This window comes from Methanobrevibacter sp., assembly GCF_045130115.1.
Taxonomy (GTDB): Archaea; Methanobacteriota; Methanobacteria; order Methanobacteriales; family Methanobacteriaceae; genus Methanocatella.
Genome location: NZ_JBGUPC010000040.1, coordinates 1 through 23,411 on the forward strand (window position 1 = coordinate 1; position 23,411 = coordinate 23,411).

At 35.0% G+C, this 23,411-nt stretch carries 32 protein-coding genes; 29 read left to right on the forward strand and 3 right to left on the reverse strand.

Features of this window, described 5'->3' with window-relative positions; genetic code table 11:
- Positions 1–15: 15 nt before the first annotated feature.
- From ACJMML_RS06545 to argH, 8 genes are all read left to right on the forward strand, one after another.
- Positions 16–1,230 carry a translation initiation factor IF-2 subunit gamma gene (locus tag ACJMML_RS06545; protein ID WP_405306681.1) on the forward strand — a complete coding sequence of 405 codons (1,215 nt, stop codon included), beginning with the start codon at positions 16–18 and terminating at the stop codon, positions 1,228–1,230.
- Between the two features lie 9 nt (positions 1,231–1,239).
- Complete coding sequence (locus tag ACJMML_RS06550; RefSeq protein WP_296784930.1) at positions 1,240–1,632, forward strand: PIN domain-containing protein; 393 nt, start codon at positions 1,240–1,242, stop codon at positions 1,630–1,632.
- Between the two features lie 36 nt (positions 1,633–1,668).
- A complete protein-coding gene (locus tag ACJMML_RS06555) occupies positions 1,669–2,247 on the forward strand; it encodes a DNA-directed RNA polymerase (RefSeq protein ID WP_303739421.1) in 579 nt (192 codons plus the stop codon).
- Between the two features lie 3 nt (positions 2,248–2,250).
- Positions 2,251–2,427 (forward strand): transcription elongation factor subunit Spt4, encoded by a 177-nt coding sequence (gene spt4 / locus ACJMML_RS06560; RefSeq protein WP_303739422.1) that lies wholly within the window; start codon positions 2,251–2,253, stop codon positions 2,425–2,427.
- Positions 2,428–2,436: 9 nt separating this feature from the next.
- Positions 2,437–2,946 carry a GTP-dependent dephospho-CoA kinase family protein gene (locus ACJMML_RS06565; protein WP_303739423.1) on the forward strand — a complete coding sequence of 170 codons (510 nt, stop codon included), beginning with the start codon at positions 2,437–2,439 and terminating at the stop codon, positions 2,944–2,946.
- 18 nt (positions 2,947–2,964) lie between these two features.
- A complete protein-coding gene (locus tag ACJMML_RS06570) occupies positions 2,965–3,288 on the forward strand; it encodes a 30S ribosomal protein S24e (protein ID WP_405306539.1) in 324 nt (107 codons plus the stop codon).
- 8 nt (positions 3,289–3,296) lie between these two features.
- Positions 3,297–3,449 carry a 30S ribosomal protein S27ae gene (locus ACJMML_RS06575; protein ID WP_067042875.1) on the forward strand — a complete coding sequence of 51 codons (153 nt, stop codon included), beginning with the start codon at positions 3,297–3,299 and terminating at the stop codon, positions 3,447–3,449.
- 69 nt (positions 3,450–3,518) lie between these two features.
- The gene (gene argH / locus ACJMML_RS06580) at positions 3,519–4,940 is read left to right on the forward strand and encodes an argininosuccinate lyase (protein WP_405306540.1); all 1,422 of its coding nucleotides are present in this window, start codon (positions 3,519–3,521) and stop codon (positions 4,938–4,940) included.
- A gap of 202 nt (positions 4,941–5,142) precedes the next feature.
- Here argH and ACJMML_RS06585 read toward each other — a convergent pair whose 3' ends face one another.
- Positions 5,143–6,156, reverse strand: a complete 1,014-nt coding sequence (locus tag ACJMML_RS06585) for an ATPase (RefSeq protein WP_405306541.1) — start codon at positions 6,154–6,156, stop codon at positions 5,143–5,145.
- A 68-nt stretch (positions 6,157–6,224) separates the two neighbouring features.
- Between ACJMML_RS06585 and ACJMML_RS06590 the strand changes: the two genes are divergently transcribed.
- Positions 6,225–7,373 (forward strand): aldo/keto reductase, encoded by a 1,149-nt coding sequence (locus tag ACJMML_RS06590; RefSeq protein ID WP_405306542.1) that lies wholly within the window; start codon positions 6,225–6,227, stop codon positions 7,371–7,373.
- Between the two features lie 9 nt (positions 7,374–7,382).
- On the opposite strand, the gene ACJMML_RS06595 is transcribed toward ACJMML_RS06590, so the two are convergent.
- The gene (locus ACJMML_RS06595; protein WP_405306543.1) at positions 7,383–7,718 is read right to left on the reverse strand and encodes a hypothetical protein; all 336 of its coding nucleotides are present in this window, start codon (positions 7,716–7,718) and stop codon (positions 7,383–7,385) included.
- Between the two features lie 158 nt (positions 7,719–7,876).
- Here ACJMML_RS06595 and rnc point away from each other — a divergent pair, with 158 nt between their 5' ends.
- Positions 7,877–8,548, forward strand: coding sequence for a ribonuclease III (gene rnc, locus ACJMML_RS06600; protein ID WP_405306544.1), 672 nt, complete (start codon positions 7,877–7,879; stop codon positions 8,546–8,548).
- The gene (locus ACJMML_RS06605) at positions 8,549–10,015 is read left to right on the forward strand and encodes a homoserine O-acetyltransferase (protein ID WP_405306545.1); all 1,467 of its coding nucleotides are present in this window, start codon (positions 8,549–8,551) and stop codon (positions 10,013–10,015) included.
- Here ACJMML_RS06605 and ACJMML_RS06610 read toward each other — a convergent pair.
- On the reverse strand, positions 10,004–10,186 hold the full coding sequence (locus ACJMML_RS06610; protein ID WP_405306683.1) for a hypothetical protein: 183 nt from the start codon (positions 10,184–10,186) through the stop codon (positions 10,004–10,006). The two genes, ACJMML_RS06605 and ACJMML_RS06610, sit on opposite strands and share 12 nt — an antisense overlap.
- On the opposite strand from ACJMML_RS06610, the gene ACJMML_RS06615 reads away from it, so the two are divergent.
- From ACJMML_RS06615 to ACJMML_RS06700, 18 genes are all read left to right on the forward strand, one after another.
- A complete protein-coding gene (locus tag ACJMML_RS06615; RefSeq protein ID WP_405306546.1) occupies positions 10,122–10,745 on the forward strand; it encodes an AzlC family ABC transporter permease in 624 nt (207 codons plus the stop codon). The genes ACJMML_RS06610 and ACJMML_RS06615 overlap by 65 nt on opposite strands.
- Complete coding sequence (locus tag ACJMML_RS06620; RefSeq protein WP_405306547.1) at positions 10,745–11,059, forward strand: AzlD domain-containing protein; 315 nt, start codon at positions 10,745–10,747, stop codon at positions 11,057–11,059. The genes ACJMML_RS06615 and ACJMML_RS06620 overlap by 1 nt, the downstream gene beginning before the upstream one ends.
- An 8-nt stretch (positions 11,060–11,067) precedes the next feature.
- Positions 11,068–11,520, forward strand: a complete 453-nt coding sequence (locus ACJMML_RS06625; protein WP_405306548.1) for a hypothetical protein — start codon at positions 11,068–11,070, stop codon at positions 11,518–11,520.
- A gap of 64 nt (positions 11,521–11,584) precedes the next feature.
- Positions 11,585–12,067 carry a phosphatase PAP2 family protein gene (locus ACJMML_RS06630; RefSeq protein WP_405306549.1) on the forward strand — a complete coding sequence of 161 codons (483 nt, stop codon included), beginning with the start codon at positions 11,585–11,587 and terminating at the stop codon, positions 12,065–12,067.
- Between the two features lie 424 nt (positions 12,068–12,491).
- Positions 12,492–12,728 carry a helix-turn-helix transcriptional regulator gene (locus tag ACJMML_RS06635; RefSeq protein ID WP_116591747.1) on the forward strand — a complete coding sequence of 79 codons (237 nt, stop codon included), beginning with the start codon at positions 12,492–12,494 and terminating at the stop codon, positions 12,726–12,728.
- Positions 12,729–12,737: 9 nt separating this feature from the next.
- On the forward strand, positions 12,738–13,469 hold the full coding sequence (locus ACJMML_RS06640) for a DUF4013 domain-containing protein (RefSeq protein ID WP_405306550.1): 732 nt from the start codon (positions 12,738–12,740) through the stop codon (positions 13,467–13,469).
- A 9-nt stretch (positions 13,470–13,478) separates the two neighbouring features.
- Positions 13,479–14,315 (forward strand): DUF4013 domain-containing protein, encoded by an 837-nt coding sequence (locus tag ACJMML_RS06645; protein ID WP_405306551.1) that lies wholly within the window; start codon positions 13,479–13,481, stop codon positions 14,313–14,315.
- A 63-nt stretch (positions 14,316–14,378) separates the two neighbouring features.
- Complete coding sequence (locus ACJMML_RS06650) at positions 14,379–15,296, forward strand: ABC transporter ATP-binding protein (RefSeq protein ID WP_405306552.1); 918 nt, start codon at positions 14,379–14,381, stop codon at positions 15,294–15,296.
- Between the two features lie 9 nt (positions 15,297–15,305).
- Positions 15,306–16,031 carry an ABC transporter permease gene (locus tag ACJMML_RS06655; protein WP_330026839.1) on the forward strand — a complete coding sequence of 242 codons (726 nt, stop codon included), beginning with the start codon at positions 15,306–15,308 and terminating at the stop codon, positions 16,029–16,031.
- Between the two features lie 70 nt (positions 16,032–16,101).
- Positions 16,102–16,377 carry a zinc ribbon domain-containing protein gene (locus tag ACJMML_RS06660; RefSeq protein WP_405306553.1) on the forward strand — a complete coding sequence of 92 codons (276 nt, stop codon included), beginning with the start codon at positions 16,102–16,104 and terminating at the stop codon, positions 16,375–16,377.
- A 61-nt stretch (positions 16,378–16,438) separates the two neighbouring features.
- Positions 16,439–17,884 (forward strand): carbapenam-3-carboxylate synthase domain-containing protein, encoded by a 1,446-nt coding sequence (locus ACJMML_RS06665; RefSeq protein WP_405306554.1) that lies wholly within the window; start codon positions 16,439–16,441, stop codon positions 17,882–17,884.
- A 106-nt stretch (positions 17,885–17,990) separates the two neighbouring features.
- Entirely contained in the window at positions 17,991–18,206 is a 216-nt protein-coding gene (gene gatC / locus ACJMML_RS06670) for an Asp-tRNA(Asn) amidotransferase subunit GatC (RefSeq protein ID WP_292603333.1), read from the forward strand.
- A gap of 11 nt (positions 18,207–18,217) precedes the next feature.
- Positions 18,218–18,703: an amino acid-binding protein gene (locus tag ACJMML_RS06675; RefSeq protein WP_405306555.1), complete on the forward strand. Its 486-nt coding sequence runs from the start codon at positions 18,218–18,220 to the stop codon at positions 18,701–18,703.
- 12 nt (positions 18,704–18,715) lie between these two features.
- Positions 18,716–19,735, forward strand: coding sequence for a homoserine dehydrogenase (locus ACJMML_RS06680; protein WP_405306556.1), 1,020 nt, complete (start codon positions 18,716–18,718; stop codon positions 19,733–19,735).
- Between the two features lie 23 nt (positions 19,736–19,758).
- Positions 19,759–20,970, forward strand: coding sequence for a cofactor-independent phosphoglycerate mutase (locus tag ACJMML_RS06685; RefSeq protein WP_405306557.1), 1,212 nt, complete (start codon positions 19,759–19,761; stop codon positions 20,968–20,970).
- 1 nt (position 20,971) lies between these two features.
- A complete protein-coding gene (locus ACJMML_RS06690; protein ID WP_296872409.1) occupies positions 20,972–21,607 on the forward strand; it encodes a flavodoxin family protein in 636 nt (211 codons plus the stop codon).
- Positions 21,608–21,610: 3 nt separating this feature from the next.
- Complete coding sequence (locus ACJMML_RS06695) at positions 21,611–22,966, forward strand: MATE family efflux transporter (protein WP_405306558.1); 1,356 nt, start codon at positions 21,611–21,613, stop codon at positions 22,964–22,966.
- Positions 22,967–23,026: 60 nt separating this feature from the next.
- The gene (locus tag ACJMML_RS06700; RefSeq protein ID WP_405306559.1) at positions 23,027–23,377 is read left to right on the forward strand and encodes a GNAT family N-acetyltransferase; all 351 of its coding nucleotides are present in this window, start codon (positions 23,027–23,029) and stop codon (positions 23,375–23,377) included.
- The last annotated feature ends 34 nt before the right edge of the window (positions 23,378–23,411 follow it).

Genomic DNA, 23,411 nt, shown 5'->3' on the forward strand with positions numbered 1-23,411 from the left:
AAAAGGTGGTTATCTGTGAACGTACAGTCAGATGTTAACATAGGTTTAGTTGGTCACGTAGACCATGGTAAGACTACTCTTACTAAAGCATTATCAGGTATATGGACTGATACTCACAGTGAGGAAACAAAAAGAGGTATTTCAATTCGTTTAGGTTATGCTGACATTGAATTTAAAAAATGTCCTAAGTGTGATGAACCTGAATGTTACACTACTTCTGATAAATGTGAAATCTGTGGGAGTGAAACCGAATTAATTAGAAAAGTATCTTTTGTTGATGCTCCGGGTCACGAAACTCTTATGGCAACTATGTTATCTGGTGCTGCAATTATGGATGGTGCAGTGTTAGTAATTGCTGCAAATGAGTCTTGTCCACAACCACAAACTAAAGAACATCTCATGGCGCTTGATGTTATCGGCGTTAAGGATGTTATCGTAGTTCAAAATAAAATTGATATTGTTTCAAAAGAAAGAGCTATTGAAAGTTATAATGAAATTAAGGAATTTGTTAAAGGTACTTGTGCTGAAGATGCTTTAATAATACCTGTATCTGCTCAACAAGGCGCTAACATGGATATCTTAATTGAAACTATGCTTAAGCAAATTCAACCTCCTGAAAGGAATGTTGATGATACCGCATTAATGCATGTTGCAAGATCATTCGATATTAACAAACCAGGTTCTGGCGCTGATAAAATCAAAGGTGGAGTAATAGGTGGTACATTAGTCCAAGGAACCTTCAAACTTGGCGATACCATTGAAATTAGGCCTGGTCCTACTAATAACGGTAAAAGAGTTACCTTGAAGTCTGAGATTATTGGTCTTGAAGCTAATGGTAAGCAAGTTAAAGAGATAGGTCCTGGAGGTCTTGTCGGTATTGCAACTAAATTGGATCCGTCTTTAACCAAATCAGATTCATTATCCGGAACTGTTGCTGGTGAAGAGGGTACCTTGCCGGACGTATTGGACGCTTTTTCAATGGAAGCTAATTTACTTGACCGTGTTGTAGGTACTAAAGAAGAACGTGAAGTTGCTCCAATTAAGATTAAAGAACCGTTAATGATTAATTGTGGTACTACAACAACAATTGGTGTTGTTACTTCAACTAAGAAAAATGATGTAGATGTTACTCTTAAATTGCCGGTTTGTGCTAGCCCTGGCGATAGAGTTGCTTTAAGTCGTAGAGTCGGTGCTCGTTGGAGATTGATCGGTTACGGTATTATTAAGTAGAGGTAAATGATGAACTCTAAAGAAGTTGTGATTGATACCAATTTTTTTATGGTTCCTTTTCAGTTCAATGTTGATATTATCACTGAACTTGAAAATAAATTACCTTCTTATAAATTAACTACTCCAAGCTTTGTTATCAATGAATTGAAGGGTTTAAAAAATAATAATAAAGGTAAAGTAAGGCTGAATGCTAATTTGGCCTTAAAATTAGCTAATTCTTCAAAAGTTGAAATAAAGGATATTTCATTACTTGAAAACGAAACTGTGGATGATGCGTTACTTAGAGTTTCAGAAGTATTAGCTACAAACGATATTGAATTAAAAAATCGTGCAAAAGATAAAGGTATTACAGTTGTGTATTTAAGGCAAAAAAAATATATTGCTGTTGAAGGTAAAATATAATATTAATTAAACTTATTAAAAAAACGAGGGATTATTTTGTATTATAAAACAAAAATTGAGGATACTGTAAGAATACCACCTTACAGATTTGAAAATCCACTTGAAGAAGTTGCTATACAGACCTTGAATGAAACTTATGAAGGTCGTTTAGACAAAAAACTAGGTTTACTTATTTGTGTTAACGCAATAGACGAAATTAGTGAAGGAAGACTCATTATGGGTGATGGAGCATCATATCATAATGTTGTATTCGAAGCTATTTTCTTTAAACCGGAACAACATGAAATCTTTAATGGTGAAGTAATTGATATTGTGGATTACGGTGCTTTTGTAAGAATTGGACCTATGGATGGTTTGATTCATGTTTCTCAAGTTACTGATGATTATATTAATTATGATGCCAAAAGAGGAGCATTGCTAGCAAAAGAATCTAACAAAACCCTTGATGAAGGGGATTTGGTTAGAGCTAGAGCAGTCAGTGTTTCCATTAAAGACGAATCTACTAATAATATTGATAATAACAGGAATTCTAAAATTCCTCTTACTATGAGACAAAATAATTTAGGCAGATTCGAATGGATTGAAGAGGCAAAACAAAAAAGTGTGAAGGGTTAAAAAATGAAAGCTTGTACTGTTTGTAAAATGATTTCAAGTAAAGACCATTGTCCTAGTTGCGGAAACCCAACTTCAGATAATTGGAGTGGTCTTTTAATTATAACTGATCCTGAAGAGTCCAGAATTGCTCGTGAATTAAATATCGAGGTTCCTGGCGAATATTGTTTAAGAGTAAGATAAGGTGTTTTCGTGTTACGTTTAGATGCAGAATTAAATAAAGATATAATAATTGATCTCAAAAAGCCTTTGGGTAAATTATATCCCGACTTTGAAGATGCAATTGATGAGATTAAATCTTCCGAGTTTTTAATTTCTGTTGGTGATGCGACTTTTGCTAATCTTACCGAATACAAATTATATCCTAATATTGGTATAATTGATAATTTAATTCAAAGAAAAAATCATACTCATGAAATTATACTTGCAGATCACATTCTAAAAGCGGATAATCCTGCTGGAACCATAACTGATGATCTATGGGAAACCATAGGCGAGGCTCTTGAATTATCTAACAATGGCGAATGTTATGTAATTGAAGTGGCTGGGGAAGAAGATCTTGCAGTTCTTCCTTGCATCTTAATGGCAAATCCGGAAACTACCATTCTATATGGTCAGCCGAATGAAGGATTAGTGCTTTTAAAAGCTGGTGATTTAAAAAATAAAGCTCAAAAGCTTATTGACGGATTTATTAATGAATAAATTAAATGAGGTTTTATCATGGAAATTGAATTTATTGAAGAAAAAGAAAATAAATTATTTAACAGAAAAGAAATTAAGTTTTATGTTGATTACGATGGAGAAGCAACTCCTAAAGTATTGGATATCAAATCCAAATTAGTTGCTTTATTAAACACTAAAAAAGAATTAATCGTTGTTGACAATGTACAACCACACTACGGTGAACCTAGAGCATTAGGTTATGCTAAAGTCTATGATACAGTAGATGATTTAACTTACATTGAAACTGAACATGTAATTGCTAAAAATGCAGAACCGGAAGAAGAACCGGAAGAAGATGCTGAAGCTGAAGCTGAAGAATAGGTGATATGATGGTAAGAAAATCTGATTTATATGAAGTAGATGGAGACAAAATTGTAAGAAAAAACCAAATTTGTCCTCGTTGTGGTGAAGGTGTATTCATGGCTGACCATGGTGACAGAGTCGCTTGTGGTAAATGCGGATACACTGAAATGAAAAAATAGATTTTTCAAATCTTTATTTCTTTTTTTTATTTATTTTTATTTCTTAATTATTTTTTAGAAGGGATTTTTTTGGATAATATTAGAAATGGTCGTTTTAAAACTGGAATGACTGATGAAGCAGCTATTTACACTTCATCACTTGAAGCAGATAAACTTCTTTTTGAAGCTGATATCAAAACTAACTTTGCACACACTTCAATGCTAAAGCATGAGGGAATCATTGATGAAAAGATTGCAGACAATATTTTATGTGCCCTTGATAGCCTTAGGGAAGAGGGTTACGAGGCATTAGTGTTTGACCCTTCAGTTGAAGATGTTCATATGGCTATTGAAAATTATGTGACTTCTAAAATTGGTCCTGAAGCCGGTTTTATGCATACCGCCAAATCTCGTAACGATCAGGTTGCATGTGATGTCAGACTGGTTTTACGTGAAAAAATCATTGAGCTCCAAATTGGTATCCTAGAGTTCATTGAAGGTATAAATGAAATGGCCGGAGAACATTTGGAAGATGTATTCATTGGTTTTACTCACCTTCAGCATGCCCAGCCGATTACAATTGCCCATCATTTGATGGCTCATGTACAGGCTTTAAAAAGGGATTATGAACGTTTTGAGGATACATATAAACGTGTTAATTTAAATCCATTAGGTTCAGCTGCAATGGCCACCACTAGCTTTCCAATAAATAGGCAATTAACCACTGATTTGCTTGGTTTCGATGCGTATTTGGAAAATTCCATGGATGGAGTTTCAACAAGGGACTTTATTGCTGAAGCAGTGTTTGACATGGTTTCACTTTGTACCACATTATCTAAAATCTGTGAAGAGCTTGTTTTATGGAGCACTTATGAATTTGGCGTTATTGAAATGGCTGATGAGTATTCATCCACTTCTTCTATTATGCCTCAAAAGAAAAATCCTGACGTTGCTGAACTTGCAAGAGGAAAATGTACAATTGTCAATGGGGAATTGGTAACAATTTTAACAATCTTGAAAGCCATTCCGTATACATATAATAGGGATTTACAGGAAATCACTCCTCATTTATGGAATTCCATTAAAGTGACTCAAGACACATTATCTATTGTAACAAAAATGTTGCTTTCTGTTGAATTCAAAATCGATAGGTGCGCTGAGCTTGCAGGCAAAAACTTTGCAACTGCAACAGATTTAGCTGATATCATGGTTCGTGAAAAGGAAATACCATTCAGAACCGCTCACAAGATTGTCGGAAGAATTGTTAATGAGGCTACAGCAAAGGATATGGCTGAAGAGGACATCACTTCCGCATTCATTGATGATATTGCAGTTGAGTTAGGTTTCGATGAATTGAATTTATCAGATGATTTAATTCAGAATGCTTTAAATCCTGCCGAAAACGTTAGAATCAGAGCTGTTCCAGGTGGTCCTGCACCTGAAATGGTTGATATGGCCAGGGATAATATCAAATCATTCTTGAATGATGAATTTGAAAGGAAAGGAATTTAATAATTCCTATATTTTTTTAATTTTAAAAATTATTTAGGTTTACCTAAACTTTAAATACTCTAATAGACAAAAATAGTATTGCTAACATAATCATTGATTATGTGGCATAAGTGGGATATTTTTAGAATTACTTAATAAATTCATAAGTAAGGCTCAGCTTCTATTAATATCTCACAATATTTAAAATCTGATTTTAATTTTTTCATTTGACTTTGTTGAAGCTCCATATTAAATCAAGAGCTTCGCCAGGTTCCAATGCACCTGATCTGGTTTCTCTCAGTATTCTTTGAATTGAAAATTTTCTCATGTGGGGAAACTTTTTGTGAACTTCATAAAGTAGTGGACAACCAAATCCTTTGAATGTCTGTAAATTATAGTTTGCAATTAAGGATTTTATCTCTTGCTTACCAACACTTAAACTTGCCGGAAGGTTCAAGCGATATAATGAATCGTCCTGCAAATTTATGCATTGACTGCCTGTTGCAAGCATATCACCAAAGACAATTATTGGAATTTCGTTATCTTTTGCATATTGCTTCACTAATTTCCCAGTATTTTTAGAACACCTTCCGCAAGGATGCACATTGCCGCTGAAAGATTCGCTTATGATGTCGGAATAATCTGCATTAATGTATTCATGTTTGACATTTAGTGATTCAACCAAAACTCTGATGTTCTTTTTAAATTGGTTTGGCAAAATGATAGTTCCCGGATCAACTGTAACTGCCACAGGGTTAAAACCAAGTTTTTTAGCTAAAATAAGTGAAAAGCTACTGTCCACGCCGCCTGAAAGGGCAACAACAGCTTCAATATTTGATGACTCATCAAATTCGTTTTCACTGAAATACTTATCAAAATTGAAACTGTAAATATTTTCTAATTTATACTCAATAGTTTTTTCCAGGTTCTTCAAACCAACTAAATCCAAATCAAGGTTCCGGATTGTTTTTTTGGATAATTTCAATTTGTAATTCTTATTTAAAAAATCGCCATAAGATTCAACATGTATACTATCCAGGCCTAACTTTTCTTTGAGTTTGCCGACGACCCAACCTCCTTTTCCAATTATTGCTGATTTGTCTGGCCTATCTTCTGTAATAATCCACAATTCATTATTTTCAATGTAAAATTCCTCGATGAAGATATTAACTTCGTCATGACCTATTTCATCTCTAATGGCATTCACTTCATCTAAAATAAATTCTTTAGTATACATCTAATATGTATCTTTAATTTAGAAACTTTTAAAGATTTCTTAAAACATATTTTACATTGAGGGAAAATATGGAATATAGAAAGTTAGGTAACACTGGTATTGAAGTATCTGAAATTGCTTTTGGTGCGGAATTTTTAGTGGAAAGACCATATGAGGATACTGAAGCATTAATTAAGGCCTGTGAAGAGAATGATATTAATTTTGTTGATTGTTGGATGAGTGAACCTGATGTTCGCTCCCATTTGGGCCGTGCAATCAAGCCGAATCGTGAAAATTGGGTTATTCAGGGTCACATAGGATCAACTTGGCAAAACGGCCAATATGTAAGAACACGTGAAATGGACAAGGTAATTCCAGCATTTGAAGATTTTATGGAGCGTTTTCAAATTGATACGCTTGATTTTGGAATGATTCATTATGTTGACCAGGTGGAGGATTATGAAAATATAATGAACGGACCCTTCATTGAATATGTAAGGAAGCTTAAGGATGAAGGAACAATAGCACATATTGGGTTAAGCACTCATAATCCTGAAGTGGGAATATTGGCGGCTAGAAATCCTGAAATTGAACTTTTAATGTTTTCAATAAATCCTGCTTTTGATATGTTTGGGGCAATGGATGATATTGAGGAGTACAGAAAAGAGGATGCCTATAGCGATGATTTGTCAAGCCTGAACCCTTTAAGGGCAGAAATTTATGAAACTTGTGAAAAAAATGGAACTGCATTGACAGTAATGAAGGGTTTTGCAGGTGGAAATCTGCTTTCGGATGAAACTTCTCCTTTTGGAGTGGCTTTAACTCCTGTTCAGTGTATACATTATGCTTTAGAGCAAAAGGGTGTTTCAAGTATTTTTGTTGGTGTTAAAACAGTAGAAGAGCTAGAAGAATCTTTAAAGTATTGTGATTCAACAGATGATGAAAAAGATTATGCTGAAGTTCTAAAAAATGCTCCAAAACATTCATTTGAGGGGCAATGCACATACTGCGGACATTGTGCGCCATGTGCATCTCAAATCGATATTGCAATGGTGAATAAATTGTTTGACCTTGCAAAAAATCAGGATGAAGTGCCTGCAAGCATTCAGGAGCATTATAACAATCTGAAATTTAATGCAACAGATTGTATCGCATGTGGGGAATGTGAACCTAGATGTCCTTTCAATGTTCACATTGTGGATGTTATGCTTGACGCACAAGATTTATTCGGCTTTTAGATGAAGATCTTATAGTTCTCCATCTAACGCATCCCATAAATCCACTGCCCAGCCTTGCTTGCCGTCAATTACCATGTCGAGCAATCTCACTTTGCCGTCTCTAAAACGGAATAGTCTGTAGTCCAGTTGGGGTTTTTTAGCATTGCCTTCTTTGTTGCAGTCAAGATAAATTCCTTCACTATATTCTTCTTCAAAATCTCCTGCCTGTACAAAGTCTCCAACTAATGAATAACCATTTTTTACACTTTTGTCTAATTGATCCACGGTTTTTAACCATCCGCCATGTGCTCTGAATTTTATGTCTGGGTCAATTCTTGTTATTTCATCTTTCCAATTAATTATCATATTAGCAAATCCTTTTTAATTTTAATTTGGAATTTCATATATAAATGAAAAGTGCGAGAGCATTTGAAAAGTAATATTTATAACTATAGTTATATATACTTATATATAAGTTCAAGGATATATTAAATAATAATATTAATATTAAGTCTGGGCTTTAAATGAATTTATTTGAAAAATTTGATATTGAAACTGAAAATGAACATTTATATGAAATTGCATTCACACATGCTTCATATGCAACTATTCATGATTTGGATTACAATTATGAAAGATTGGAGTTTTTAGGAGATTCTGTCTTAAGTTTGATTGTATCTGAATATTTATTTAAAAAATATCCTCATTTTGAGGAAGGAGAATTAACTAAGAAAAGATCAAACTTTGTATGTCAAAATGCGTTAATTTATTACTCTCAAAAGTTAAAATTAAAAGATTATCTTCGTGTTTCTGCCGAAGAGTCAAATTTAACAAAAAATGAGGTAATTTCCATTACGGCGGATATTTTTGAATCATTTTTGGGAGCGATATTTATAGATCAAGGCATTGAATTTGCAAAAGACTTTGTTTCCAAATGGATTTTTAAATATATAGATCAGGAAAGAGTTTTCTTTGAAGATTATAAATCAGCAATGAAAGAATATGGCGATGCTAATGAAATAGCTATCGAATATCAGATTTTAAAGGAATATGGAGTTCCTCATGATAAGACATTCATTATCGCTTGTCTAATAGACGGCCAGGAAATGGGTGTTGGAAGAGGCAAAAATAAAAAAGAAGCTGAACAATCAGCTGCAAAGAGTGCAATGCGTAAATTACGTCTAGGGAGAAATTAAATGAACAAAGAATCTGTTGGTAATGTTGAGACAAAATATTTCCACATTGAAGAACCAATTGACTTGGATAGCGGTGAAGTTCTGGAAAATGTTACTGTAGCCTATGAGACATATGGCGAGCTTAACAAAGAAAAGTCCAATGCTATTTTGATTTGTCATGCTCTTACAGGCGATGCCCATGCTGCAGGATGGCATGATGGGGACAAAAAGCCTGGTTGGTGGGAAATTGTAATAGGTCCCGGTAAAGCCTTGGACACAGAAAAATATTTTATAATATGTTCCAATGTTCTAGGAGGATGTAAAGGAACAACTGGTCCAAGTTCAATAAACCCTAAAACAAAAAAGGAATATGGTCTTGATTTCCCGGTTATTACCATTGGGGATATGGTTAAGGTTCAAAAGAAACTTGTCGATTCATTTGAAATTAATCAGTTGGCTGCCATTATTGGCGGTTCAATGGGTGGAATGCAGGTTCTTGAATGGATGGTTTCATATCCTGAAATGATGAAAAAAGCGATTCCAATAGCTACAGCTGCAATGTCTTCACCACAGCAAATTGCATTCAATGCGGTAGGTCGCCAATCAATATTTTCCGATCCTCATTGGAAAGGCGGAAACTATTATGAATCTGGAGTAATCCCAAGAAACGGATTGTCTCTTGCTCGTATGATTGCTCATATTACCTATTTAAGTGATGAATCAATGGACATTAAATTCGGACGTGGCCTTCAGGATAAGGATGAAATCAGCTATGACTTTTCGGTTGATTTTCAGGTTGAAAGTTACTTGAAACATCAGGGGGAAGCATTTGTAAAGCGTTTTGATGCAAACAGTTACCTGTATATTACAAAAGCGGTTGATTTATTTGATTTGTCAATAAATGACTCACTGATTGACGGATTCAAAGATGTTGAAGCAAAAGTCCAAGTACTTTCTGTTGATTCTGACTGGTTATATCCAACAGAACAGAGCACTGACATTGTAACTGCTCTTAATGCCAATAATGTTGATGTAAGCTTTTCAGAAATTAAATCCAACTATGGGCACGATGCATTCCTGCTTGAAAGAGGCCAACTCAATTATCTTCTTGCTAATTTCTTATCAGAAAATGTTGTTGAAGACATGATGATGGAAAATATTGCAACAATTAAAGCTAATGCCAATGTTCAGGATGCTGCAAAATTGATGTTGGAAAAGCATGTGACACATATTCCTGTTGTCACTGATGAAAATAAGCTTATTGGTATTGTAACAAGTTGGGATTTATCCAAATCCATTGCAACTAATTCAAATCATCTAACCGATATTATGACTACTACAGTCAAATATTGTAATGCTGGAGACACAATCGAGGAAATTGCTCGTAAAATGCGTAAATTTGATATATCCTGTCTTCCAGTTGTTGATGAAGATATGGTTGTTTTAGGTTTGATTACAACAGACCAAATCAGTAATTTACTTAGTTAAATTACATATTTTTTTTAATTTTTTTTGGGGAGATATTATTTCAAGAACTGCTAAATTCATTGATGGTGCTAAAAAGGGTATTCCGATTACTTTTGGATATGTTCCAATGGGTATTGGATATGCTGCAATTGCTATAAAGGCAGGCATGACTCCTCTTGAGACCATATCCATGTCATTTTTAGTATATGCTGGAGCGGGCCAGATTATTGCGGCATCAATGGTATTAAGCGGAGCAACTGCAATGGCAATAATATTGACCAATTTTGTGGTTAACTTAAGGTATTTTGTAATGTCCACATGTGTCCTGAACAAGGTTGAGGACTCAAACACTCCGTTGAATATCCTGGCGGCCCATGTGACTGTCGATGAATCCTTTGCGATGTTTTCGTTAAGTGATGATTCAAGCATATGGACCTATCTTGGAATTGCAATTACTGCATGGCTGAGCTGGTGTTTGGGAGCTGGAATTGGTGTTGTCCTTTTGGATATGCTTCCGGTAATTGTCACAAACAGTTTCAACATTTCATTATATGCTTTGTTTGTAGCTATTTTAACACCGGCCGTTAAGGAATCCAAACAGATTGCGCTTTTGGTATTGATAACTGCGGTTTTAAACATTGTTTTAAGTCAGTTTTTAGGAAACTGGTCTCTAATCGTTTCCACTTTGGTTGGAGCGGCTATCGGAATGTATATAGTTGATGATGAATATCTGATTTCGGGTGATGCCTAATGGATTACATGGCTTTGGTTATTTTAGGCTGTGCAGTTGTAACATTCATTCCAAGACTGATTCCGGCATTGTTCATTGACAGATTGGATTTTCCTCCGAAAGTGGAGAAATTTCTGAATCTGATTCCTTACACAGCTCTTGCGGCATTGATATGTCCGGGGGTCTTGACAGTTGACAATCAGCTATGGTATATCGGTTTGATAGGGGCTATTGTGGCAGCAGGACTTGCCTGGAAGAAGGTTCCGCTTGGGGCTATCGTGATTTTAACTGTGGTAATTTTAATTGCAGTCTATTCAATCGTACCGTTCTTTTAAGTGATTATATGATAATTGGATTGGTTTTTTTGGCATTGTTATTGATTCCGAATATTATTTGGAGCTTCAACAAACCTGATGATTATGACAAATATGTTAAAAATGAAAATAAAATACTGCTGGCCCTTGAAAGAATAGGTCAGATATCAGTAATTGTTTTTACATTGTTTTTCAATAATTATAATAATGATTTTGTCATAACTTTAATTATTGCTGTTGTACTGATGATATTATATGAAATGTATTGGTTCAAATATTTCAGGAGTGAAAGGCGAATGAGTGACATGTATTCGGATTTTTTGAAAATACCTGTTGCGGGAGCCACAATTCCCGTATTGGCATTTTTCTTTTTGGGAATATATGGTCAAAATGTATTTTTGATAATTTCAGTCATTGTTTTAGCGGTTGGACATATTGGAATTCACTTAAGCCACGAAAAGGAGATTTATAATGTTCAGTGAAATTAATGTTGATTTATTTTATTTTTTCAATCACAATTTTCAAAATCCCATTTTTGATGCTATAATGCCAATAGTAACTCATTTTGGAGGATTTAAGCTATTGGCAGTTGTGCTGATTGCAATTATAGCATATGCACATTTTAGGGATAAGAAAACACTTAAAAGACTCAGTATTTTAGCATTGGTCGCATTCTTATGTTCTGACATTGTTACAGCTATCTTAAAGCATCTGATTTGTGAGCCAAGGCCTTTTGCAACTTTGGATAATGTACGTTTGCTGATTACTGAAACTGATCCTCTTTCATTCCCGTCAGGCCATACCACTTCAACGTTATCCTTCGTAACATTTTTTGTATTGAACATGAAAGAACTGGCTGAAAAACATTATAAAATAATAGATGCCATATTAATCATATTTGCGATTGTTATTCCATTTTCCAGAATGTATGTTGGCGTACATTACCCTGGCGATGTCCTTGCAGGTGCCGTTATCGGTATTTTGGGTGCATGGATTGTCAACAGATACAAAACAAAAATTAGGGTTTAGTCCAAGCAGTTTTTTTTAGGGAAAATGGGTTGATAATCATATAAGTTTGATTTGAATTAATCTGCTTGGAACTATTTTTGCAACAAAATCTGTTATAGAAATGTTACATATGTTAAAGATGTATTACCTACTATATAAATGTTTCGCTTATATTTTTTCTTTAAAAAAATAGTAAATCTTTTGTTAAATAATGATTTATTAATAAATATTTATTTTTATTTTAAAATAAATATTAAAGATTATTATTTATAAAATTAATAAGTTTTTTAATGTTTATTTTATTTTTTAAATGATTAAATTAATTTTTATAAAAACCGTTAAGTTTATATACTATGTAATGTAACATTAACATAAGTAATTAGTTTTTAACATAATTACTGAAGTACTTAAATACTTTTTGCAAAAAATTAATTTGTGGATTACTATGAGAACCATGATTAAATATTTAAGACAAGAGCTCAAGATGAGCCAAAAAGAATTGGGTGATAAAGTTGGAGTTACCCGACAGACCATTAATGCACTTGAAAATGGCCGGTACAATCCATCTTTATTTTTGGCTTATGAAATAACCCAAGTCTTTAATAAAATGATGTTTAAAGGAGATCGAGAAAAATACTTTGTTATGGAAGAAATATTTATTTTCGACGATGATTACTATTAGGTGATAAAAATGATTTTAGATATATATAAGGATTCACTGGAATATTCAGCAAAAGACTGGAAAACTCTAGTGATATTGGGAATAATTTGTTTTTTCAGTTTCTTATTGCTTCCAGTATTTCTGATTACTGGTTATAATTATAGGGTTATCAACAATGCGGTACATGGAGTTATCAACGGTAGAGACCCATTGCCTGACTTTGAAGACTTGATAAGTATGTTCATTGATGGTGTAAAGGTTGTGATTGTTCAGATTTTGTATTTGCTCGTGCCAATCATTATCTTTTTTATATTTGCTCTGATTGCAGGACAAGTAAGTAATGTTGCAGGATTAGCAATAATGATTATCGGATGTATACTAACATTTGTCGCTTTTGTTGTTGTAGAGCTGATGATTCAAATTGGATTATGTCACATGGCATATAATGATGGGGCATTCTCAAAAGCATTTGCTATAAGTGAGATAAAAGAGGCCATAGATGAAATCGGATGGTTTGAATGCATTGCAACATTATTGGGATTAATAGTCATAACATGGGTTATTTTCACTGTTGTTTCAATGGTCATAGGAATAATATTTACAGTATTTGGAGTTTCCACTGCTGTTTTAGGTATTGATCCAAGTGCAATATTCCTTTTCGGTGTAATGCTCAACTCATTAGTTGCGATGTTCCTTGTCGGACCATACTTAAGTATATTCAATTCAAGATCAATCGGATTGTTATACACAATGCAGATATAAGGTGATTATGTGGCAAGTATTACTGACTGTGTCGTTGAAGGATTGAAATATCCCTTCAATGACATCAAAAAACTTTTAGGATTTGGAATATTATTTGTAATATGTGATTTGGTTTCAATGGTTTTCACCCTTAAGACTGTTGATATAACCAGAATGATTATGGACACTGTAGAAAAAACCAATGCTACTGCATCTACTTTAAGCCATTCACAGTTGCCTAATGGAGATATCTATCTGGCTTTTGCAATACTTATAGTGGGATTTATTGTATCATTGTTTATAATGGGATATCAGTATAACGTGATCAGCTTCTCAATAGACAGGAAAGATGATCTTCCAGGATTTGGAGATATAGCGGGAATGTTCATCAAAGGAGTCAAATATTTCCTTGTAAGTTTTGTATACAGCATTCCTCCAATGATTGTGGCATTTTTGGCAATAATATTGACAAGCGACTCATCAGCATGGCCAGTCGTAATGATAATTTCTCTCTTACTGATGATAATCTGTTATTTCCTCCTGATTATGGCATTGAACAATATGGTTGCCCATGACAGCCTTAAAAAGGCATTTGACTTTAGGGAAATAACCGACAATATCTCTAATCTAGGATGGGGCAAATATGTTGGAACAGTCATATTTACAGTAATAGTGTTCATGATTATCAATATTGCTATTGGAATTATCATGAGCTTTTTGGCAGTAATATTTGCAGCGACTATTAACAATCAGGCAATAGTCATATCAACAGTCATATCAATTATTCAAGCATTATTCGTAACCTCCTACTGCAGTGTATTCTTCAATAGGGTTTGCGGATCAATATATAGAGAATCAATCAAATAGTTGGAATGCTTTTAACATTCCATTTTCTTTTTTTTTTAAGTGATTTTATAGGGAGTTTTTAACATGGTAGACTACGTTATCGAAACAAACAATCTGTCAAAAACATATTCCAGGAAGAAGGTTGTGAATTCAGTAAATATGCATGTTGAAAAAGGAAAGATATATGGTCTTTTGGGAAAAAATGGAGCCGGAAAAACCACAACAATGTGTATGCTACTGAACCTCACATATCCAAGCGATGGAGAAATATATCTTTTTGGAAAAGATCCTAAAAGATATTCAAATGAAATCTATCCGAAAATAGGTTCAATCATTGAAACTCCGGGATTTTACGAAAATCTGACTGCATATGAGAATTTGAAAATCATTGGAAAAATAAGGGGCGATTATGACCCTCAAAAAATTAGATTAGTTCTTGAAATGGTTAATTTGGTAGATTCAAAATCAAAAATATTCAAGGATTTCTCATTGGGCATGAAGCAACGTTTGGGAATAGCGGCAGCTATTTTGCATAATCCTGAATTACTTATTTTGGATGAACCGATTAATGGTCTTGATCCTTTTGGAATAAAGGAAATCAGAACATTGCTTAAAAGATTGTCCCATGAATTTGGAATAACAATTCTCATTTCATCACATATATTGAGTGAAATTGAAAATCTTGCCGATGTCATCGGTTTTATGGACAACGGTGTTTTAATCGATGAAATATCAAGAGAGGAGTTACATGGCAGGTTAAAAAAGTTTGTTGAATTTGAAGTATCAGACATTAATCTTGCCCTCAGTATCTTTAATGAATTGGAGCTTAAGGAAAATGAGGATTATACATTTGACAACAATATGATTCATCTCTATTCTCATCTGAATATGAGGGATAAATTTAATGCATTGTTTGTTAAGGCAGGAATTGATGTTAGAAAGGTGAATTTGTGTGAAGAAAACTTGGAAGAGTTCTTTACAAGATTCGTTTCCAATAATTGAGGTGATTGGATGTTAACTTTCATAGAAATGGAATTTTTAAAACTTAAAAGGTCAAATATCTTTCTATTGAGTTTAATGGGGGCCATTTTACCTCCATTTCTAATGTTTATAGCAGTTTTTGCATTTGGTGAAGGTCATACTTTTGAATTATTGTTCGATAATGTAAATATGTACATGTCAGCATTATTTGGAGTCCTGCTTTTTGCAATAATGATTTCCTATCTGTTTGGAAGGGAATACAATGAACATACTCTTAAAACAATGTTGACTATTCCAGTATCTCGAGGAAATTTCTTGTTAAGCAAATATGTCATGTTTTTAGTTTGGATTTTAATTTTAACTGTTGTTACAAGTTTATCAACACTTGTCTTTGGTTTTATTGCGGGGCTTGATGGATTTAGCTTAAAATTATTCATTGACAGTTTTATCCAGCTTCTCTTTGCAAACGTGCTGCTGTTTTTAACATTTTCTCCATTTGTATTCTTGTCATTGGTGATTACAAATATGGTTCCAGCAATGGTTGGAGGGGCCGGCTTGGCATTGGTGAACATTTTGATTTACGGACAGGCCTGGGCGCCTTATGTTCCTTGGGTATGCCCATATTTGATTTCCTCTGGTGAAATTGCTAAATATGGTACAGGAATGACAGTATCTTATGGTGTAATCTTGGCAACTTTTGTGATCGGATTACTTATCTCCTATATTTACTTTACAAAAAGAGATGTTACACTTTAACATTACTTTTCAAATGCTCTAAAATATTTTAAATATTAAAAAGTTTAAATAATGGATAGGATGTGATACAATGAACGAATTTGAAAATCAAAAATTCTGTCAATCCTGTGCAATGCCTCTGGCAGATGATGAACTCTTCGGAACCAATGCAGATGGCAGTAAAAACGAAGACTACTGTATATACTGCTTTAAGGATGGAGAATTCACATCAGACATGTCAATGGATGAAATGATGAATTTCTGTATCGATAAGATGGTTGAAGTTCATCCTGAATTTGACAAGGAGCAGGCAAGCGCAATGATGAAAGATGTATTTCCTAAATTAAAAAGATGGGCTAATGATTAGATTGGCTCATGTTATTTTTTTTTTTAAATTTTAAGTATTATTAATTTCATAACATTATATCATGTGTTCAATAGTAGGCCTTCAGGGTAACGTAAAAGCGGATGATATTGTTAAGATGTTGAAAACCTCAAAAAACAGAGGTCCTGATTCATCAGGTCTTTTTTTGGATAAGATTTACACTGACATTGATTTGGATGAATTTGAAGATGATGGCACCTATCCGATAGCTTTTGGCCATAACCTGCTTTCAATCTATGATTTGAATGATAGAGTTTCAGAGCCACAGCCTGTATCAAATGAAAACCTTACTATGGTCTTCAACGGTGAAATATATAATTTCAAGACAATAACCAATCTGCTTTCCAAAGTGGGAGTGCAAAAGGAGATATTATCAGATGCGGAAGCACTTCTTTACCTGATCGACTGTTACAATAAGGGAGATCTTGTCAAGGCTATCCAAATGGCAATCAGATTGGCTGATGGAGATTATGCATTTGCTGTTTGGGATGGTGAAAACTTGGCGCTTGTACGTGATCCTCTTGGAGTGAAGCCACTATTCTATGCACAAAATGATGATTTGAAGGGATTTGCATCATCAAAACAATCCTTGAAAGAAGTTGGATTTGATGAAATCGAAACCTTAAAGCCGGAACATATCCTATTTAACTGGGAGGATATAGCTCCTGCACAGGCAATATATGAGAAGGTCTTTGAAGGTGATGTATCTAAAATAGACAAGATGTTAAAGTTAAGCGTTTCCAAAAGAATTGACGGTTTGACTGAGCTGGGTGTAATATTTTCAGGTGGTCTTGACAGTTCATATCTTGCATTGCTTTTAAAGGAGATTACTGAAAATGTTCCTCTGAAAGTTACTCTTTATGCAGTTGGCGCTGAAGGCTCAAAGGATGTTGAAGCTGCGATTTATGCATCAAAATTCCTTAATCTTGATTTGAAAATCTGCGAAGTAACTGAAGATATGGTTCGCGAAGCTTTGCCTGAAGTTGTCAAAGCCATTGGCGATGATAACCTGATGAAGGTTGGCGTTGGCCTCACCACATATTTTGCAACTAAGATGGTGGCTGAAGATGGTCTTAAAGTAGCATTTTCCGGTCAGGGTGCCGATGAGCTCTTTGGAGGATACAAACGTTATCTTCAAAGCTTTGTTGACGGTACACTCAACTATGATTTGAGGGTTGACATGTCCAACATGTATCATGTAAACCTTGAAAGGGACGATGCATGCTCAATGCTTAACGGCGTTGAGTTGAGACTGCCGTTTTTGGATAAGAATCTTGTGGAGCTGGTCCTGAATATTCCGGACAACAAAAAGATTGTTTCAATGCATGATGATATGAGGAAAAGCATTTTGCGTAAAATCGCTTTTGAAGAGGGCCTTGACTATGAAATAGCCTACAGACCTAAAAAGGCAGCCCAATACGGAACCGGAATCGACAAGATATTGAGAAAGAAAATCATTAAGGACACTGACATTTCCCAATATTTATAATATCTTTTAACTTATTTTTTTTAAATTATTATTCTACTTTTCTTTAACTTTATTAATGTTAAAAAACATAATCAATTATATTATTAATTAATAGGAGTTTATATTAATGACAATCGAAAAAGATGCAGAAGATATTATAGAAAAATTCTCAAAAATATTGGAAGATATTCCAGATTCAGACGAAACCTGGTACATTACCGATAATTTAAATTTAACACGTGAAGACGAAGCTCACGAGAAAAATCCTGAAAAAATATTAAGAAATGCCAATATTGATAAAGATGGAAATCTTATTGTGAAAAGAGCTGATTGGACAAATTAAGAGGGATTTATATGAGAATAAACTTGGTTCTAGAACTTTTAGATTCTCCAGGACAGTTAGTTAAAGCATTGGAACCAATAAGTGTGTTTGGCGCTAATTTAGTAACTGTTATTCATAAAAGAGATTATAAAAACGAAAATGGAAAAGTTCCTGTTCAACTTACTTTGGAAGGGGATCATGAAGACCTTAAAAATGTGGTTGACAGATTTGAAGAATTAGGATTTAGCATTATTGAAATAGACGGTGTTGTTAGGAAAGAAACAATCACTACAATATTCTTTGGCCACATTGTAGACCAAGACTTAAGGGACACCATGGACAGAATAAATGACTTGGAAGGTGTTGTAATTGTGGCATTTGATATTAAATTAAACGGTGAGGAAAAATCCACCGCACTGATTAATATCGAAGCGGATATTGGTAAAAAGCAAATAGTATTTGAAAAGATTGCAGAAATTGCAGAGGAAAAAGAATTGCTAGTGATTAATGAAGTTTAAGTGATGATTATTATGGATGAATGTAAAGTCATTATCATGGGATTCGGTTCAGTTGGTCAAGGTGTTGCCAATGCCCTTTCCATGAAGAAAGATTTAATTAAGGATAAAACTGGTGTTGCAGTAAAGGTAGTTGCAGCAGCAGATTCATCTTCATCTGCAATCTCACAAGATGGCTTAGATGAAGAATTACTCGTAAAGACTAAAAAAGAAGAAGGAAAATTATCAGCATATCCTGAATTCGGGTCTGATAAGAATGGTGCAGATGTTTTAGATGCAGTTGAATACGATTGTCTTATAGAAGCAACTCCTACAAATATCGTTGATGCACAGCCTGCACTTTCACTAACCTTGAAGGCATTTGAACAGGGAAAGGATGTTGTAACCTCAAATAAGGGTCATTTGGCCTTAAAATTCAAGGAAGTTGTTGGTGCAGCTGAAAAGGCTGGCGTGGAATTTAAGTATGAAGCCAGTGTTGGCGGATCAATGCCAATCATCAATTTCACAAAAGATACACTTGCATCCTGCGAAATCAAATCAATCAAGGGTATTCTGAACGGTACCACTAACTACATTTTATCAAGAATGACTTCAGAAGGTTCAGAATATGAAGTAATCTTGAAAGAATCACAGGAATTGGGTATTGCAGAAACCGACCCTACCCAGGATGTTGAAGGTATTGATGCAGCCTGTAAAACCGTCATCTTGGCAAATTCCCTATTGGGAATTGATGCAACCTACAGTGACGTTAAGGTTGAAGGTATTTCAAAAATTAACTCTCAGGCCATCGAGCTGGCCAAAAGGGACGATTACCTGATAAAATTAATTGCTGAAGTATCTCCTGACAATCTGCAGGTGTCTCCTCGTTTGGTTAAAAGAGGAAGTTCCTATGATGTAAGCGGAACCTTAAACATGGCTACAATCAAAACCGATTTGGCTGATGAGGTATCTGTAATTGGACTTGGAGCAGGTTCCCTTGAAACTGCTTCTGCGATGTTGACTGACTTGATTAGTATTTTAAAAAATAAATACTAATTCTTTATTCTTTTTTTGATAATATGAAATATGTAATTTTTATTCCTGATGGTTCCAGTGATTACCCTGTAGATGAATTGGATGGCAAAACCCCTTTGATGGTGGCTAATACTCCAAATATTGACAAATTAGCCAAAAAAGGATTTGGAGGTTTTACAAACAATGTTCCTGAACAGTATACTCCGGGGTCTGATGTTGCAAATATGAGCATTTTCGGTTTCAATCCTGCAGACTACTATACCGGCCGTGGACCTTTAGAGGCAGGCAGTGAAGGCATTCCGACAAAACCTGAAGATGTTATATTCAGATGCAATACAATATTCAGCGAAAGCGATGCAATGGATGACTTTAATGCAGGCCACATTTCCACCGAAGAGGCAGACATGCTGATGAAAGGTCTGAACGAATATTTTACAGAAAAATACCCTGACTTTAAGGGCAAGTTCTACACCGGTGTCAGCTACAGGCACTTGTTCATATATTCCTGCGACAGTATAGAAGATGCAGAAATTCTTTCAAGCATCAAGACAATGCCTCCTCATGACATTGTTGGTGAAAATCTTGTAGATAACATGTTTGGAGAATGCGAATTGGCTGAAGAGATTCAAAACATAATGTTCGAAGCAAGAGAATACTTAAAAGACCATGAAATCAATCAGAAAAGGGAAATTCCTGCTAACATGGTATGGCTATGGGGACAAGGAGTAACTCCAAGCTTGCCTAACTTCGAAGAGACTTACGGAATTACCGCTTCAGTAATCACAGGTGTAGATCTTCTAAAAGGTATCGGAAACTTCGCTGGAATGAACATTATTGATGTTCCTGGAGCAACAGGATATTTCGATACTGACTATAAGCAGAAAGGCGAATATGGTATTGAAGCATTAAAGGAAACTGATTTATTATTGATTCATATTGAAGCTCCTGATGAAGCGGGTCATGCTCAAAATACTGCCGAGAAGGTAAAGGCTATTGAAAGGATTGACGAGTTCATTGTTGGTCCTATCATTGAAAGTCTTGAAGGCTCACCATACAGGGGAGCAATATTGCCTGACCACCCGACACCGATAAGCGTTGGAACTCACACCCGTGACAATGTGCCAATAGTCATATTTGATTCCGAACGCGAAGGTGACGAATGCGAATCCTTTGATGAGGAAGGCGTTAAAAAAGGTTCATTGGAATTCAAAAAAGGACATTTGTTAGTTCAAAGATTGATTGATGGAGATTATTAAAATGAAAGTATTATTGGTAAATGGAAGCCCGCATAAGAACGGATGCACATACACTGCATTAACAGAAGTTGCGGAAACCTTAAAAACACATGACATTGAAACAGAAATATTCTGGATTAAAACAAAACCTATAACAGGTTGCATCGCATGCATGAAATGCGGCGAGAAAGGGCAGTGCACTTTTGACAATGATGTTGTAAACGAATTTGTTAAAAAGGCATATGATGCAGACGCTTTCGTATTCGGCTCACCGGTTTATTATGCCAGCGCAAACGGATCCATGACTTCATTTATGGACCGTGCATTTTACTCAAACTCACATGGGGCTAATGGAGAAGCTTTTAAGCATAAGCCTGGAGCGGTGGTTTGCTCTGCAAGACGTGGCGGTACAACTGCAACTTATGACCAATTAATCAAGTATTTGGGAATCAGCCAAATGCCTATCATTTCCTCATTCTATTGGAATATGGTTCATGGAAACACTCCTGAAGAGGTAATGCAGGATGAAGAGGGATTGGGAACAATGAGACAATTGGCCCATAACATGGCATTTTTCTTGGAATGCATGAAAGCAGGTGAAGAGAAAGGTTTAACCATAACCGAAGAAGAAAAACCACGCACAAACTTTATAAGATAATTTATGAACATATTTAAAACTCCTGAAGGATACTTATATTCAAATAGGGCATTACTTGCTCTATTCATTCCTCTTTTAATAGAATATGGGCTTGAATTCTTTGTAGGATTTGCCGATTCAGTAATGGTAGCCTCATTAGGTGAAGCGGCAATTTCAGGAGTTTCTCTAGTTGACTTTTTAGTTCAGCTTCTTATTTTTTCATTTTCAGCCCTTGCAACGGGCGGTGCTGTTGTAGCAGGGCAATATTTGGGTGACAAACAGATTGACAAGGCACGAAATTCTGCAACCCAGCTTGTTTGGTTTTCAACTATCTTATCAACGGTTTTAATGATATTGGTAGTTCTGTTAAGGCACTTCCTGATTGGAATCCTGTTCGGCCAAATCGAGGCGGACGTGTGGGCAAATGCAGATATGTATTTGTATATTGTTGCACTTTCAATTCCATTCCTGGCCATTTATAATGCAGGTGCTGCAATTTTCAGAACAACCAACAATGCAACCATTCCAATGAAAATCCTACTCATTTGTGATGTATTTAATGTTGTCGGAAATGCATTTTGCATTTACTATTTGGGATGGGATGTTCGAGGAGTGGCTATTCCAACCGTGATATCAAGGGCATTGGCCGCTGTTTTGATAATGTATTTTGCCGTGGACGATAACTATAAATTACATATTAAAAAGACATTAAAACATAAGTTTGACTTCGTTATACTTAGAAAGGTATTACAGGTCGGCATTCCATATGGTATTGAAAATGGACTGTTCCAATTGGGCAGAGTTTTGGTTTTAAGCATCGTTTCAACATTTGGGACAATGGCAATAGCTGCAAACTCTGTCGGTTATGCTATTGGAATATTTTCAGTTCTGCCAGGGTTTGCGATTAATCTGGGCCTTACTGCTGTGATATCAAATTGTGTTGGGGCAAATGACTATGAACAGGCCAGATATTACAATAAGAAATGCTTAGTTATAGTAATCATTTCTCATATAGTCATCAATCTCATGATATTTGCAGGACTGCCTTTGATTTTAGGCATCTACAACCTGTCTGCCCAAACAGCAGCCATGGCTAGTGAAATGATAATCTGGCATGGTATTTTTGCAATAATAATATGGCCATTGTCGTTTACAATACCTGCAACATTCAGGGGTGCGGGAGATTCAAAATCAGTGATGTATATAAGTTTGGCCGTAATGTTTGCATGCAGAATTGGCCTTTCATATGTGATAGCCGATTGGATGGGCATTGGAGTGTTTGGAACATGGATTGCAATGTTTATCGATTGGTATGTTAGGGCGGCAATTTACGTTTACAGATATTTCTCAAATAAATGGACAGAATATAGGGTGGTTTAAATAAGAGTAAAGATAACATACAAAAACACACATACATTTAGCAAAAAAGAGCTTCAGGACTTGTTTTTATCCGTTGGATGGTCTTCAGGCCATTTTCCTGAAAAGCTTGTAATCGCAATGAAAAACTTCGAAACGGTTTACTCCGCATGGGATGAGGATAAGCTTGTTGGAATGATTTGCGTAATGGATGATGGGATAATGAATGCATATGTGCATTATCTGCTTGTTCATCCTGATTATCAGCTAAAGGGAATAGGAAAGGAACTTGTGGAGAAAGTTAAGACTCATTATAAAGATTATATGAGAATTGTAGTTGTTGCATATGATGTGGAAGCAAAATTTTATGAATATTGTGGATTTGAAAAGGCAGAAGATGCAAGTCCGATGTTCATAACCAAATTGTGGACATAGAATGACTTTAAAAAATAATTAACGGATATCTACT